Origin of the sequence: Pleomorphomonas sp. NRK KF1, assembly GCF_023721755.1 — a bacterium.
In the GTDB taxonomy this organism is placed as follows: Bacteria; Pseudomonadota; Alphaproteobacteria; order Rhizobiales; family Pleomorphomonadaceae; genus Pleomorphomonas.
Window position 1 is genome coordinate 480467 of the sequence record NZ_JAMDLH010000001.1, and the last position, 14401, is coordinate 494867.

Genomic DNA, 14401 nt, shown 5'->3' on the forward strand with positions numbered 1-14401 from the left:
TGCGCTAATCGGCGATGAGCCAGACTTTTCAAGATGTTTGGTCTTAACCTCGATTATTTGTCATACTTAAGAAAACGATTCAGCGCTAAAAGTCGAAAACTGGATGAGGCTGGTCATCAATGCTTTTGAAGTCGAACTTGCCTGTATTTTGGCAGAAGAGCCTTCAAAAGCCCAAATTCGAACCCGGACATTATACCTTAGTATAGGTCTCAAATTCATGCGGATCAGCAGAATATTCCATGAAGGAGACCGATTTGTCTCTTTTGTGAGGAAGCTCACTGGGTTAACTTGCCCATAGCCGGTGTGGAGGCCGGCGTCCGGGGAGTGAAACGGGGTCTTCCGGCTGCTCCCGGAACAAATGTGGAGGAGAGAATGCGCACTCTTAGTTTGCTCGCCGCGACCGCCTTTGCGACGGCTCTTTCCGTTTCATCTGCCTTTGCGCTGACCGTTGGTTTCTCGCAGATCGGTTCGGAATCCGGCTGGCGCGCCGCCGAGACGAGCGTCACCAAGCTCGAAGCCCAGAAACGCGGCATCGACCTGAAGTTCGCCGACGCGCAGCAGAAGCAGGAAAACCAGATCAAGGCCGTTCGTTCGTTCATCGCCCAGGGCGTTGACGCGATCCTGATCGCCCCGGTGGTCGCCACCGGCTGGGACGCCGTCCTCAAGGAAGCCAAGGAAGCCGAGATTCCGGTGATCCTGCTCGACCGTACGGTCGATGCTCCCGAGGACCTCTATCTCACCGCCGTCACGTCCGACACCGTCTATGAGGGCAAGGTTGCCGGCGAGTGGCTCGTGAAGGAAGTCGGCGACAAGCCGTGCAACATCGTCGAGCTGCAGGGCACGACGGGCTCGTCGCCGGCCATCAACCGCAAGAAGGGCTTTGACGAGGCCATCGCCGGCCACGACAACCTGAAGATCGTACGCAGCCAGACCGGTGACTTCACCCGTACCAAGGGCAAGGAAGTCATGGAGAGCTTCATCAAGGCGGAAGACGGCGGCAAGAACATCTGCGCCCTCTACGCTCACAACGACGACATGGCCGTGGGCGCCATCCAGGCGATCAAGGAAGCCGGCCTGAAGCCGGGCACCGACATCCTCGTCGTTTCGATCGATGCGGTGCCGGATATCTTCCAGGCCTTCGTTGCCGGTGAAGCCAACGCCACCGTCGAACTGACGCCCAACATGGCCGGCCCGGCCTTCGACGCCCTTGACGCCTATCTCAAGGACAAGAAGGAGCCCGCCAAGTGGATCCAGACCGAATCCAAGCTCTATACGCCGGCTGATGACCCGCAGAAGGTCTACGACGAGAAGAAGGGTCTCGGTTACTGATACCATTCTGGAGCGCCGCCCCTTTGCGAACGGGCGGCGCTTCCCTTCATTGCCGGGCCGCTTTTTCCGGCTGCCGGCGGGCTTGTCCCTCGGGGTGAGGCCGCCGCATCGGAGGGCGGCCCGTTTCTTTGATCGGCAATAGTTGGACCTGCTACCATGGCGAACGCTCAGCCGCTGCTATCCGTACGCGGAGTCAGCAAGGCCTTTCTCGGCGTATCCGCGCTCGAAAACGTCGACTTCACGCTCAAGGCCGGTGAAGTGCATGCCCTTCTCGGCGAGAACGGCGCGGGCAAATCGACCCTCATCAAGATCATCACGGGTGCTTACCGTCGCGACGAGGGCGAGGTCCTGCTCGAGGGGACGCCCATCTTTCCGCGCGACGTCGTCGACGCCCAGAAGCTCGGCATCGGCACCGTCTACCAGGAGGTCAACCTCCTGACCAACCTCACCGTAGCCGAGAACCTTTTTCTCGGGCGCGAGCCCAAGCGCTTCGGCCTGACCGACGTTCGAGAAATGAACCGCCGTTCGCGCGCCATTCTCGATACCTACGGCCTCAACATCGACGTCACCGCGCCGCTCGCCAACTTCTCGGTCGCCATCCAGCAGGTCGTCGCCATTGCCCGCGCCGTGGACATTTCCGGCAAGGTGCTGGTGCTGGACGAGCCGACAGCCAGCCTCGACGCCCACGAGGTGGAGATGCTGTTCGCCGTGGTGCGGCAGCTCCGTGAGCGCGGCATGGGCATCATCTTCATCAGCCATTTCCTCGATCAGGTCTACGACATCGCCGATACCATCACGGTGTTGCGCAACGGTCGGTTGATCGACACCGTGCCGGTTGCCGGCCTTGATCGTCTGAAGCTGGTCTCCATGATGCTCGGCCGCCAGCTCGAGGCCGACGTCAAGCGCACGATCGACCCCAATACGGCCAAGGCCGAGCCGCTGGTCTCCCTGCGCGGGCTCGGCAAGCGTGGCAACATAGATCCGCTCGACCTCGACATCCGCCAGGGCGAGGTGGTCGGCATCGCCGGTCTTCTCGGCTCCGGTCGAACGGAAACGGCGCAGCTCGTGTTCGGCATCGAGCGCGCCGACAGCGGCACCATCAGCGTTGCCGGCACACCGGTCAACATGTCCTCGCCGCGCAAGGCGATTTCCCATGGTTTCGCCTTCTGCCCCGAGGATCGGAAGACTGACGGCATCGTCGGCGACCTGTCGGTGCGCGAGAACATCATCTTCGCCTTGCAGGCCCAGCGCGGCTGGATGAGGCCTCTTTCCCGTTCGGAACAGGAGGCGCTGGCCGACCGCTACATCGCCGCGCTGGACATCCGTACCTCCGACCGCGAGAAGCCGATCAAGTTCCTGTCCGGCGGCAATCAGCAGAAAGTGTTGCTGGCCCGCTGGCTTGCCACCAATCCGCGCTTCCTGATCCTCGATGAGCCGACGCGCGGCATCGACGTCGGCGCCCATGCGGAAATCATCCGCCTGATCATCGATCTCTGCGAACGTGGAATGGCGCTTCTGGTCATTTCGTCCGAGCTTGGCGAACTCGTCGGCTATTCGTCCCGCATCATCGTATTGAGGGATCGCAAGATGGTCAGCGAACTGACCGGCGACGAGATTTCCACCGAACACATCATGAAGGCCATCGCTTCGCATGGCGCGACCGGGGAGGCAGCGTAATGGCCGTTCCGACCATCGTCCGTGAGCGGACACCCCAGATCATCGTCCTGGCGGTGATCCTGGCGCTCAACGCCATCATATCGCCAGGCTTCTTCTCGATCGAGATCCAGAACGACCGCCTGTACGGTTCGTTGATCGACGTGCTCAATCGCGGCGCACCGGTCACCCTGCTGGCCATAGGCATGACGCTGGTGATCGCCACCAAGGGCATCGACCTGTCGGTTGGCGCGGTCATGGCCATCGTAGGCGCCGTCGCCGCTTCGCTGATCACCTCCGGCTACTCCCTGCCGGCAACGCTGGCCGGTGCGCTCTTCGTGGGTCTTGCCTGCGGTCTCTGGAACGGCGCACTGGTCGCCCTTCTCGACATTCAACCGATCATCGCCACCCTGATCCTGATGGTGGCCGGTCGTGGTATCGCCCAGCTCATCACCGAAGGCGTCATCCTGACCTTCAACGACAAGCCCGAGCTGATCTTCGTCGGCTCCGGCTCGTTCCTCAGCCTGCCCATGCCGGTGATCATCTGGATCTTCGTTGCGATTTTGGCGATCCTGGTGGTTCGTCGCTCGGCGCTCGGCCTCCTGATCGAGGCGATCGGCGTCAATCGGCGCGCCTCGACGCTGTCCGGCGTCAACTCTCGCGTCATCCTGCTCGCCGTCTATGCGGTGTCCGGACTTTGCGCGGCAACGGCGGGTGTCATCGCAGCCGCCGACATCAAGGGCGCCGACGCCAACAACGCCGGTCTCTGGCTGGAGATGGACGCCATCCTGGCGGTGGTCATCGGCGGGACGTCGCTGCTCGGCGGCCGCTTCTCGCTGGTGGGCTCGCTGATGGGGGCGATGATCATCCAGTCGCTCAATACGGGCATTCTGCTGGCTGGCTTCCCGCCGGAATTCAACCTCATCATCAAGGCGGCGATCATTCTGATCATTCTGATCGTCCAGTCGCCAGCCAGTCAGGCGGCCATGGCCAACTTCCGGGCCAGCCGGCAAACCGTGGCGATCAAGACCGAAAGCAGGGAGCACGCGGCGCGATGAAGAACTCCAAGTACCTGCCGCTGTTGGCCACCTTTGTGGTCTTCGTGCTGGCCTACGTCATTTGCATCTCGGTGTTTCCGAACATGCTGTCGACGCGTGTTGCAGGCAATCTCCTGACCGACAACGCCTTCCTCGGCATCACGGCGGTCGGCATGACCTTCGTGATCCTGTCCGGCGGCATCGATCTGTCGGTGGGTTCGGTGATCGCCTTTACCGGTGTGTTCCTGTCCGTGATCCTGCGGGACACTTCCATCCACCCGCTGGCGGCCTTTGTGATTGTGCTGGCCCTCACCACCGCCTTCGGGGCGGCGATGGGAGGCGTCATCTTCTTCCTCGACATGCCGCCCTTCATCGTGACGCTGGCCGGCATGTTCCTCGCCCGTGGCATTTCCTACCTGTTGACGACGGAGTCGGTGCCCATCACCCATCCGTTCTATTCCACCCTGCAGGACCTCTATATCAGGATGCCCGGCGGTGGACGGTTGACGCTCATTGCCATGATCATGCTGGCGGTGTTCGCCTTCGGCATCATCCTCGCCCAGCGCACCCGCTTCGGCACCTACGTCTACGCGCTCGGCGGCAACCTTACGTCGGCGCAGCTGATGGGCGTGCCCGTGGCGAAGACGACTGTCGGCATCTATGCCCTGTCGGGTTTCCTGGCCGGCCTCTCCGGCATCGTCTTCTCGCTCTACACCTCGGCCGGCTACTCGCTGGCGGCCGTCGGCGTCGAGCTCGATGCCATCGCCGCCGTGGTGATCGGCGGGACGCTGCTGACCGGCGGCTATGGCTTCGTCGCCGGCACGTTCCTGGGTATCTGCATCCAGGGGCTGATCCAGACCTACATCGTGTTCGACGGCACGCTGTCGAGCTGGTGGACGAAGATCGTCATCGGTCTCCTGTTGTTCGGCTTCATCGCCCTGCAGCGTGGCCTGATGTGGATGTCCGAGCGCAGCGCCCGAAACATGCGGCATGCCTCGGCCGCCCAGGCAAGCAGCGCCTGACGGAACAACCTTGAACAAGCGAAACCGCCGCCGGAACGATCCGGCGGCGGTTCCATTTCGAGCAGGCAGTTAACGCGGATCGATTACCGATCGAGGTAATGGACGGTGGGTAGATCGCGCAGTCGCTGCGCCGCCGTCTCCGGCGTCAGGTCGCGCTGGGGCGAACCGAGCATCTCGAAGCCGACCATGAATTTCTTCACCGTCGCCGAGCGCAAAAGCGGCGGATAGAAGTGGGCGTGGAACATCCACTCCTCGTGCGCCTCTCCATCGGTCGGCTTCTGATGGAACCCCATCGAATAGGGAAAGGACGTCTCGAACAGGTTGTCGTAGCGGATGGCGATGTTGGACAGCGCATCGGCCAGCGATACTCGCTCATCGGCGGTGAACTCATCGAAGCCGCCGATGCGGCGCTTGGGCAGCACCATGGTCTCGAACGGCCAGATCGCCCAATAGGGCACCAGCACGACGAAATGGTCGTTCTGGTGGATGATGCGCTCGCCGAGTGACAGCTCCTTCTGGACATAGTCGAGCAGCATCGCCCTGCCCTTGTCCTTGAAATAGGCCAACTGGCGTTCGGTCTCCTTGGCGGTCTCGTTGGGCATGTGTCGGCTCGACCAGATCTGACCGTGCGGATGCGGCTGCGAGCAGCCCATCACCTCGCCCCGGTTCTCGAAGATCAAAACCGAACCGATGTCCGGCTTCGAGCCGAGGTCGACGAACTGCTCGACCCACGCATCGACCACATAGGTGATCTCTTCGACGGACATGCGCGCCAGCGTCTGGTCGTGACGTGGCGAGAAGCACAGCACCCGGCATAGACCGGATTCGCCCTCGGCAATCATCAGCCCGTCGTCGTTCTGATAATCAGAGGGCGCATCCGGCGTCAGCGCCGCGAAATCGTTCGTGAAAACGAAGGTGTGCTTGTAGTCGGGGTTGCGCTCGCCGTTCATACGCAGATTGCCGGTGCATAGATTGCACTTCGGATCGTGCGCAATGCCGGCGACGGGCGGCAGCTTCTCCACCTGCCCTTGCCACGGACGCTTGGCCCGGTGAGGAGACACCAAAACCCACTCTCCAGTGAGCGGATTGAACCGGCGGTGGGGATGATCGGCGAACGCGTTCATGATTTCCATCCTGGTCGGCGACCGGCAGGGACGCGGGGGCGGCCCGGAAAAGGGGATGGAGCGGTTCGCCCTGGCGTCCGCCCCGTTGTAACGATCAGCCCGCGAGCGGACCGACCCCCTGCTGCGGCGAGCAGGCGAAGATGGTCGACTTGAGACCGGTGGCCTTCTCGTAGGCTGCCTTCACGTTCTCCATGAAAGCTTCGGCAGCTCCGGCCTCGACGAGGCTCACCGTAGAACCACCGAATCCGCCGCCGGTCATGCGCGAGCCAAACACGCCGGGCTGCCTCTGGGCGATATCGACCAAGACGTCGACCTCCTCGCAGGAGATTTCGTAGTCGTCGCGCATCGAGGCATGCGACTGGTTCATCAGTTCGCCGCAGCGGGCGAGATCGCCGGCGGCGAGCGCGTCGGCCGCCTCGATCACCCGCTCGTCCTCTGTGACGATGTGGCGTGCGCGACGGTACGTGACATCAGAGAGCAGCGCCTTGTTGGCTTCGAGGCCGGCGGGCGTCACGTCGCGCAACGCCTTGATCGGACCAAGCCCCGGAGAAAGAAGATGGACCGCCTCCTCGCACGAGGCGCGCCGCTTGTTGTACTCGCCGGACGCCAGCTCGTGATGGACCATCGAGTTGGCAACCACGATACGGGCTCGCGGGTCGATCGGCACCGGTCGCTTTTCCAGGCTGCGACAGTCGATCATCAGCGCATGGTCGTGCTGGCCATTGCAGGAGATGAACTGGTCCATGATGCCGCAGCGCATGCCGACGAACTCGTTCTCGGCCTTCTGGCAGAGCTTGGCGAGTTCGATCGTGTCGATGGGCAGTCCGGCAACGGTGAGAAGGCTATAGCCGATCGATACCTCAAGCGCCGCCGAGGACGACAGGCCTGAACCGACGGGCACCGATGAAGCGACCAGGATGTCGGCGCCCTTGAGCTTCTTCCCGGCCCCGGCCAGCGCCACCGCAACGCCGAAGACGTAGTCGGTCCAGTCGCGCTTCGGCCCGGGAGCAGGATCGTCCAGATCGAACTCTCGCGTCTCGCCGATCTTTGCCGAGTGAACACGGAGGATTCTGTCTGCACGTGGCGCCACGGCGGCACGCGTTTCGTACTCCAGGGCCGCGGGCATGATGAAGCCGTCGTTGTAGTCGGTGTGTTCGCCGATCAGGTTGACGCGCCCTGGAGCTCTGACCAGAAACGGCTCTCTTCCGAAGGTATCCTTGAATCCTGCCTTGAGCTCGTCGACGCTGAACATGTTGGCTTCTCGCCTCCCGAAGATCATGGCCGGCGTTTCCTCCGAAACGGTTGCCGGCATGGATGAATGCGCTGATTCAATTGCGCCGCTTCGGGCTCACGCAGCGAGGCGACACTCCCTTATAGACAGCATAAAACAACCCGGCAAGCATCGGACGGTTGCGCGCCTTTGCGTATGACCCTGCATTTCCGCCCCCGACGGAGCGAACGAAAAAGGCTTGATGCGAGCGCGAACTTACTTATGGCAGACCCTGGGTGCGGCCATGCTCGGCCCGGAAGGCCTTGGGGCTGCATCCCGTGTAGCGGCGGAACACGCGGCTGAAATAGAGCGGGTCCTCGTAGCCCACCTGGGCTGCGATCTGCTTCACCGGGCTGGGCGTGACGAGAAGAAGGTGGCAGGCGAACTGGATCACCTGCTCCTCGCGCCATTTAAGGATCGACCGCCCAAGCGTCTGGGTGAACAGATGGGCCAGACGCGACGGTGACAGGCAGACCGCCTGGGCAATCTCCGCCACGGAAAGCGGCCTGTGCAGGTTGTCGGTCACGAACTTGCAGGCCATTAGCAGGCGCTGATCGAAGTGTCCCGGCGGCGCCGTCGCCCGATCGTTCTTGGCGCACAGCAGTATCACTCTCTCAAGGAGATTCATGGCGAGTTCCATGGAGAGAAGGTCGGTGTTGGCCGACCAGCTCGCCACTTCCCCGAACAGCGCCTCCAGCGTCGCGACCAGCGACTTGTCGTCGACCCGCTGTACGAAAAACGCGCCTCGCGCTCCGCGCCAGGACAGCCAGCCGCTCCAGAAGGCGCGCGGCTGGAAATAGATCCAGCGATGCCACCATTCCGATGCGCCGGGCGCGCGCCCATAGTCGTGAATGGCCCCCGGCGGAAACAGCACGAGATCACCCGGTTCAACCGTGAAACGGTTCTCGCCGTCAAAAACTTCTCCGCTGCCCTTGATCGTCAGGTTGATGATCCAGCCACGCATGCCGTCCGGCCGTTCGATGCGGAAATCGAGCGGCCCGCCCCGTTCGATCGGGGTGATACCGGCGACGAGGCGCGTATCGAAATGGAAGCCGGGAAACAGCGGGGCGACGAAGGGATCAGCCGTCGTCTCGCCTCCCGCCTGCAGGAGCGACAAACGGCGAATGACGCTTTCGACCTGAGCCGGCGCGGAAAGGGGGGCGGCAGTATCGTCCATGTAAAAAGCTGGATTAGCCCTTTGGGATGCAGATGGGGAGCACTATAATCCCCCCAATCAAAATGAGCAATAACAGCGGCTTGAATTCGATCGCCGACAAGGAGGAAGAGGCTGGGCGTTTCGCGCGGAGGGCGAAATTCGTCCGCATCAACGTTGTCTCCTAAGCGAAACCACGTGGCGCTTTTCGGCGCGCCATCCGGAGCGCAGCTTCCGCTTCCACGTTGCGCGAGAGGATCAAACGCAAGCAAATCGGGCCTGAAATTCGGCTCTTAAGCCGAGACCCAGGTGCGCCGTTGGGTTATCTAGCGCTGTTGGCCGCCACGAGTCGCGGCCGGCAAACGAAACATGCTGAAGGCAGCCATCCATGAAACTCAAGGAACTCCGCGAACAGGTCTGCGAGGCCAATCTGGAACTCGATCGTCGCAAGATCGTCGTTCACACCTGGGGCAACGTCTCGGGCATCGACCGCGAGAAGGGCTATATCGTCATCAAGCCATCGGGCGTCTCCTACGACAAGCTGACCCCCGACAAGCTCGTGGTGGTCAACCTCGCCGACGGCAAGGTGCTTGAGGGCGACCTCAATCCCTCCACCGACACCAAGACGCACCTCGTGCTTTATCGCGCCTTCCCGACCATCGGCGGCGTCACTCACACGCATTCGCCCTACGCCGTTGCCTGGGCTCAGGCGCGTAAGGAGATTCCTTGCTTCGGCACCACGCACGCCGACTACTGCCATGGCGCCGTGCCGCTGACGGCACCGCTCACTGCAGAGGAAGTGACGGCGGATTACGAAGCCAACACCGGTGAGGCCATCGTCCGGCGTCTCGGCAACGAGAACCCGCTCGCCAAACCCATGGTGCTCGTGGCCGGCCACGGTCCGTTCACCTGGGGCAAGAATGCCCCCGACTCGGTGCTCAACGCCGTGTTCCTCGAAGAGATCGCCCGCATCGCCACCACCACAGTGATGCTCGCGCCCAACGCCGCTCCGGTCGAGGAGTACGTCTCGGAATACCACTACCAGCGCAAGCACGGCCCCGGAGCCTGGTACGGCCAGAAGAAGGCCTGATCATTCCCTCCCGGTTGCCGGGCTGGAAACAAGGCAAGGACAACAATTTTCTAGGAGGCAAGGAAATGTCGCTCAAGGACATCACGCGGAAGCCGAAGATCGGTTTCCTCGGTATCATGCAGGAACTCTACGACAACACGCTGCCGAACATCACCAAGCGGCAGGAGGGTTATGCCCGCGAGGTCTCGGCCCGTCTGACCGGTGTTGCCGACGTTTTGTTCCCCAAGGCCGCCCGTTGCCGTGAAGACATCGAGGAAGTGCTGAAGATCTTCGCCGCCGAGAACGTCGACGGCATCATGATCGTCAACCTGACCTATGGTCCGGGCCTGCGCCTCGTCAACGCCTTCCGCGACGTGTCGCTGCCGTTGTTCCTGGCCAACATTCAGCCGGAGCCGCGCGTCACCAAGGCGTGGAACATGGACGACCTGACCTACAATCAGGGTGTCCACGGCGTTCAGGACACGGCCAACTCGCTGATCCATCTCGGCAAGCAGTTCTCGGTCTGGTCGGGCGACTGGAAGGACGACGAGTTCGTCAAGGCCTTCGACGTGTTCGCTTCGTCGGCGCACGCCGTTGCCGTCATGAAGCAGACCAAGGTCGCCGTCTTCGGCCGCATGCCGGGCATGGGCGACATTCTGACCGACCCGCATACCTTCATGCGCGTCATCGGTCCGCAGGTCGACCACATCGGCATGGGCTCGATCGCTGCCGAGATGGACAAGGTCAACACCCAGGAGATCCAGGCCGTCATCGCCTACTGCAAGGCGAACTTCGACATGGACCCGAAGCTGACCCAGCCTCAGCTCGAGGAAGCCGCCAAGATCCAGGTTGCCATCACCAAGGTGCTCGAGGCCGGCGGCTACGACGCCTTCTCGCTCTACTTCAACGAGATCGGTCTCGACGGTCGCTTCAAGCAGACCCACATGATGGCCGCCTCGAACCTGATGGCCGACGGCTACGGTTACGCCGCCGAGGGCGACACCAACTGCGCCTCGCTGATGGTCGCCGCCCGCGCGCTGCAGGCCGATCCCCAGTTCACCGAAATGTACGCCATGGACTTCGAGCTCGATGCGGCTCTGCAGAGCCACATGGGTGAAGGCAACTGGAAGGTCGCCCGCAAGGACAAGAAGCCGCGCCTCATCGACCGCCCGCTCGGCATCGGCGGCCTCGACAATCCGCCGACCGTCCTGTTCCAGGGCGAGCCCGGCCCGGCCACGCTGGTCAGCCTCGTCTCGCTCGGCGCCGACAAGTACCGCCTCGTCGTGTCGCAGGGCGAAATCCTCGACACCGAGGAACTGCCCACCGTCGAGATGCCCTATTTCTTCTTCAAGCCGGCCACCGGCGTGAGGGAGTGCCTCAACGGCTGGCTGAAGAACGGCGGCACGCATCATCAGGTCCTGCATCTCGGCGACACCCGCGCCAAGTGGAAGGCCTATTGCGATCTCGTCGGCATCCAGTACGTCGAGGTCTGATACCCGCTCCTCCCAAGCAAGCGGAACTGGGCCGGCGAAAGCCGGCCCTTTTGTTTGATGCTGAGGCTAGCCGGTGATCTCCGTCACCGATGCCGACCATCGACAGAATCCATTTGCGCCGACGCTGGCGAATGGCATTAATCTCCCCTCGAAATCAAAGTCGAAAAGCCAATTACTCGGGGAGAAAAGTCATGCAGTACCGTAAGTTTGGCCGCGTGCCGGTCGAGGTATCCGACATCGGCTTTGGCGCTTGGCAGATCGGCGGCGCCTGGGGCGAAGTGACAGAGGCCGACGGAAGGGCCGCTCTTGAGGCCGCCCTTGAAGCGGGCGTCACCTTCATCGACACGGCCGACGTCTATGGCGACGGTCGGTCCGAGCGCATCATCGCCTCCGTGCTGAAGGAGTGGACGGGCAAGCGACCCTATGTGGCCACCAAGGCCGGCCGCCGCCTCAACCCGCACGTCGCCTCCGGCTATACTCCTGAGAACATCGAGGCCTTCATCGATCGCAGCCTCGCCAATCTCGACGTGGAGACGCTCGACCTCGTGCAGCTCCATTGCCCGCCGACCGAGGTCTTCTACACCCCCGACCTGTTTCAGGGACTGGAGGCGATCAAGGCCAAGGGCAAGATTCGCAACTACGGCGTATCGGTCGAGAAGGTCGAGGAAGCGCTGAAGGCAATCGAGTACCCCGGCGTCGCCTCGATCCAGATCATCTACAACATCTTCCGCCAGCGGCCGGATCGCCTGTTCTTCGAGGAAGCCAAGAAGCGCGGTGTCGCCGTTATTGTGCGCGTGCCGCTCGCTTCCGGTTTGCTCTCGGGCAAGATCACGGCCGACACGAAGTTCGCCGCCGACGATCATCGCCTGTTCAACCGGCATGGCGAAGCGTTCGATGTCGGCGAAACCTTCGGTGGCGTGCCCTTCGAGGTTGGCCTGCAGGCCGTCGAGGAGATTCGGCAGCTGGTTCCGGTTGGTCAGAGCATGGCCGCCTTTGCGTTGCGCTGGATCCTGATGTCCGACGCCGTCAGCGTCGTCATCCCCGGCGCCCGCAACGCCGAGCAGGCCAGAGGCAATGCCGCCGCTTCGGACCTCCCTGCCATTCCGGCGGACGTCATGGCGGCGACGCGCGAAATCTACGCCCGGCTCGTTGCGCCGCACGTTCACCAGCGTTGGTGACAAAGATCACCATGCTTTCTCCACGGCGGAAATCCCAGAGATTTCCGCCGCTTGACTTCTCGGGGCGACAGATGGAGCCCTCGGCTGAAAATGTCCTGTCTCGTTCAAGACATCTGCAACGCAGGCATCACCGGGGCTTGACCGAGTGCCGCAGAATCTCTAGACAACTTCGCAACGGAGCTGTGGCCGAGAGGCTGAAGGCACTGGTTTGCTAAACCGGCGTACGGGCTTAAACCCGTACCGAGGGTTCGAATCCCTCCGGCTCCGCCATCCCAATTACCCTGTCGTTGATAAGAAGCTGTTTCTCGCGATTCCGCAGGTCGCGATGTGAACCAGGCTGCTAACCCGGACTCGGTCTGGTGCGGGCCTGCGCCCCAAAGCCGCAACCTATCCCCAACTTCCGTCACATCGTCCCAAAGGTCTGCTCGACACTTCCATTTTCCTCCCTGCGATAGTTTCATCGCCAATGAAAGTCGGCCTCAAGGGAAAGACCGGTGCCTGTCAACGCAGAAAGCTATCAGTCAGCCAAGAACATTTTGCCTGACGAGCAATTGCAGCCGATCGCGCCTGCGATATCCTTCCCGCTACTCCTGTCAGATGCACGCCTTTTCTCCGCATTTACGTTCGCCCGATACAGACACTTGCTCGATTCCATTGCGGACCACGTAATCGCCGTCGGTGTCGTACGCGCCGGATATCCCATTGGGCTCGCGCTGGGGACGGTGGAGCGCGGAAAGCAAAAGGCTGAGCTCCATTCTATCGCGCTTGCGCCGGCCTTTCGGCGGAAGGGGCTCGGACGGCAGCTTCTTGAGGCTTGGCAAGCGAGAGCAAGGGCTCAAGGAGGTGCGACCCAGAATGCGAGCTATAACGAGAGTTTGCCAGGGCGCCTCGCGTTCGAAGCGCTTCTGAGCCGCGCCGGCTGGTCGTCTCCGCAGGAAGAGGGCGTTGTGGTAATAGGGCGTGCCGGAGAAATGGCCGGCCAGGCGAGCACGTGGCGCGGCATCGCCGGGCGTTTGGCACGCCCGGGCGCTTTTTCTTTCGATCCCCTGGAGCTGCGGGGTGGAGACGAAGACGCGGTCAAGCGCTTTCTGGCCGATCCCGCATCCGCCGATATGACGGGCCCGATCCATCACGGACAACACCTGTCGAAAGACCTCAGCCTGCTGATCCGACGGAAAGGCGAGCTTGTCGGCTGGCTGCTCGCCACTGAAGCGCATCCCGCCTTTGTCGACACGAAACGGCGTGGCAGTGGAACACCTGCGATCCGCTACATGGAGGCCTATCTCGACCCGGCCCACTGGAACAGCGGCATCATGATCGCCGCCTACTATCGCTGCTACTCGCGGCAGGCAGCACTTTTGGGGCGGGACTCCGTCGCCTTCTACTATTCCAGCAGCGAGACTCGGCCGCGAATGGTCGCGCTCATTCGTCGCCGCTTCGCGCCACTCGCCGATCGGATCGAAACGATTTTCCGGACCAGTTGCGACTTTGCGTCAGCGACCTCTGCAGGTGAGTGCGTGCCCGTTTGTTCGGGGATGCCCATTCGGAGTAATGTATAGAGTGTTTATATAGCATCATCTGAGTTACCTGATAGATTTTAACGAACAAAAGCCGCGAATTTTTGAATTCGTCCTTTTATTTATGTAAAATTAAGTAGCAGTTATTGACGTAATTCCGTCTGCGCAACTGTCATGATTACAGCGCATGCACCTGCGGGACGGGAGGTAAACGGCCTGTTGGGGCCGTGGTAACACACAGGAACAAGAGGTTTTATGATGAGAACTGAGCTTTTGAAAGAGTTTTACCTGAAGGTCCAGGCGAGCAAGACCCTTGAGGCGCAAGCGATGGAAGCCGTGAAAGAAGGCCCTGCCGCCATTGTGGAGCTGGGGCGGCAGGAAGGATACGATTTCACGGAGGATGAGGTGGCGGAAGCGCTCGCAAGCTATGCCAAGAACATGTCAAGCGAGCTTTCCGATGCAGATCTGGACTTGGTCGCCGGCGGAACCTCAAAAAAAGGAAACAGAACGATGTACCCTAGTCACTGGCTAGCTTCTTGAGTAATGCCTCGCCGAG

Annotated in this window: 12 protein-coding genes and 1 tRNA gene; 10 read left to right on the top strand and 3 right to left on the bottom strand. The window is 61.9% G+C overall.

The genetic code is table 11. The features are described 5' to 3' along the window. Positions 1 to 372 precede the first annotated feature (372 nt). From ytfQ to yjfF, 4 genes are all read left to right on the top strand, one after another. Entirely contained in the window at positions 373 to 1329 is a 957-nt protein-coding gene (gene ytfQ, locus M4J39_RS02160; protein WP_251726107.1) for a galactofuranose ABC transporter, galactofuranose-binding protein YtfQ, read from the top strand. A 156-nt stretch (positions 1330 to 1485) separates the two neighbouring features. Beyond that, a complete protein-coding gene (gene ytfR / locus M4J39_RS02165; protein WP_251726109.1) occupies positions 1486 to 3006 on the top strand; it encodes a galactofuranose ABC transporter, ATP-binding protein YtfR in 1521 nt (506 codons plus the stop codon). After that, the gene (locus M4J39_RS02170; protein WP_251726111.1) at positions 3006 to 4040 is read left to right on the top strand and encodes an ABC transporter permease; all 1035 of its coding nucleotides are present in this window, start codon (positions 3006 to 3008) and stop codon (positions 4038 to 4040) included. Before ytfR ends, M4J39_RS02170 begins: the two co-directional genes overlap by 1 nt. Then, positions 4037 to 5041: a galactofuranose ABC transporter, permease protein YjfF gene (yjfF, locus tag M4J39_RS02175; RefSeq protein WP_251726113.1), complete on the top strand. Its 1005-nt coding sequence runs from the start codon at positions 4037 to 4039 to the stop codon at positions 5039 to 5041. Before M4J39_RS02170 ends, yjfF begins: the two co-directional genes overlap by 4 nt. Positions 5042 to 5124: 83 nt before the next feature. Here the strand turns inward: yjfF and M4J39_RS02180 are convergent, their stop codons facing one another. The 3 genes from M4J39_RS02180 to araC form a co-directional block, all read right to left on the bottom strand. Beyond that, on the bottom strand, positions 5125 to 6165 hold the full coding sequence (locus M4J39_RS02180) for a UDP-glucose--hexose-1-phosphate uridylyltransferase (protein ID WP_251726115.1): 1041 nt from the start codon (positions 6163 to 6165) through the stop codon (positions 5125 to 5127). Between the two features lie 94 nt (positions 6166 to 6259). Further along, a complete protein-coding gene (gene galK / locus M4J39_RS02185; protein WP_251726116.1) occupies positions 6260 to 7417 on the bottom strand; it encodes a galactokinase in 1158 nt (385 codons plus the stop codon). 238 nt (positions 7418 to 7655) lie between these two features. Next, positions 7656 to 8612 (bottom strand): arabinose operon transcriptional regulator AraC, encoded by a 957-nt coding sequence (gene araC, locus M4J39_RS02190; RefSeq protein ID WP_251726118.1) that lies wholly within the window; start codon positions 8610 to 8612, stop codon positions 7656 to 7658. Between the two features lie 364 nt (positions 8613 to 8976). Here araC and araD point away from each other — a divergent pair, with 364 nt between their 5' ends. The 6 genes from araD (at position 8977) to M4J39_RS02220 (ending at position 14385) form a co-directional block, all read left to right on the top strand. Further along, on the top strand, positions 8977 to 9678 hold the full coding sequence (gene araD / locus M4J39_RS02195) for an L-ribulose-5-phosphate 4-epimerase AraD (RefSeq protein ID WP_251726120.1): 702 nt from the start codon (positions 8977 to 8979) through the stop codon (positions 9676 to 9678). Between the two features lie 65 nt (positions 9679 to 9743). Beyond that, on the top strand, positions 9744 to 11150 hold the full coding sequence (locus M4J39_RS02200; RefSeq protein WP_251726122.1) for an L-fucose/L-arabinose isomerase family protein: 1407 nt from the start codon (positions 9744 to 9746) through the stop codon (positions 11148 to 11150). A gap of 191 nt (positions 11151 to 11341) precedes the next feature. After that, positions 11342 to 12328 (top strand): aldo/keto reductase, encoded by a 987-nt coding sequence (locus M4J39_RS02205; protein ID WP_251726124.1) that lies wholly within the window; start codon positions 11342 to 11344, stop codon positions 12326 to 12328. 176 nt (positions 12329 to 12504) lie between these two features. Continuing rightward, positions 12505 to 12598: transfer RNA gene (locus M4J39_RS02210), tRNA-Ser, on the top strand. 224 nt (positions 12599 to 12822) lie between these two features. Beyond that, entirely contained in the window at positions 12823 to 13887 is a 1065-nt protein-coding gene (locus M4J39_RS02215) for a GNAT family N-acetyltransferase (RefSeq protein ID WP_251726126.1), read from the top strand. Positions 13888 to 14100: 213 nt separating this feature from the next. Then, complete coding sequence (locus M4J39_RS02220; protein ID WP_251726128.1) at positions 14101 to 14385, top strand: Nif11-like leader peptide family RiPP precursor; 285 nt, start codon at positions 14101 to 14103, stop codon at positions 14383 to 14385. Positions 14386 to 14401: the final 16 nt, after the last annotated feature.

What these genes read in the sequence shown, in the direction of transcription:
- ytfQ (WP_251726107.1), top strand. Translation starts at nt 373, where the DNA reads ATGCGCACTCTTAGTTTGCTCGCCGCGACCGCCTTTGCGACGGCTCTT.
- ytfR (WP_251726109.1), top strand. Translation starts at nt 1,486, where the DNA reads ATGGCGAACGCTCAGCCGCTGCTATCCGTACGCGGAGTCAGCAAGGCC.
- M4J39_RS02170 (WP_251726111.1), top strand. Translation starts at nt 3,006, where the DNA reads ATGGCCGTTCCGACCATCGTCCGTGAGCGGACACCCCAGATCATCGTC.
- yjfF (WP_251726113.1), top strand. Translation starts at nt 4,037, where the DNA reads ATGAAGAACTCCAAGTACCTGCCGCTGTTGGCCACCTTTGTGGTCTTC.
- M4J39_RS02180 (WP_251726115.1), bottom strand. Translation starts at nt 6,165, where the DNA reads ATGAACGCGTTCGCCGATCATCCCCACCGCCGGTTCAATCCGCTCACT.
- galK (WP_251726116.1), bottom strand. Translation starts at nt 7,417, where the DNA reads ATGTTCAGCGTCGACGAGCTCAAGGCAGGATTCAAGGATACCTTCGGA.
- araC (WP_251726118.1), bottom strand. Translation starts at nt 8,612, where the DNA reads ATGGACGATACTGCCGCCCCCCTTTCCGCGCCGGCTCAGGTCGAAAGC.
- araD (WP_251726120.1), top strand. Translation starts at nt 8,977, where the DNA reads ATGAAACTCAAGGAACTCCGCGAACAGGTCTGCGAGGCCAATCTGGAA.
- M4J39_RS02200 (WP_251726122.1), top strand. Translation starts at nt 9,744, where the DNA reads ATGTCGCTCAAGGACATCACGCGGAAGCCGAAGATCGGTTTCCTCGGT.
- M4J39_RS02205 (WP_251726124.1), top strand. Translation starts at nt 11,342, where the DNA reads ATGCAGTACCGTAAGTTTGGCCGCGTGCCGGTCGAGGTATCCGACATC.
- M4J39_RS02220 (WP_251726128.1), top strand. Translation starts at nt 14,101, where the DNA reads ATGATGAGAACTGAGCTTTTGAAAGAGTTTTACCTGAAGGTCCAGGCG.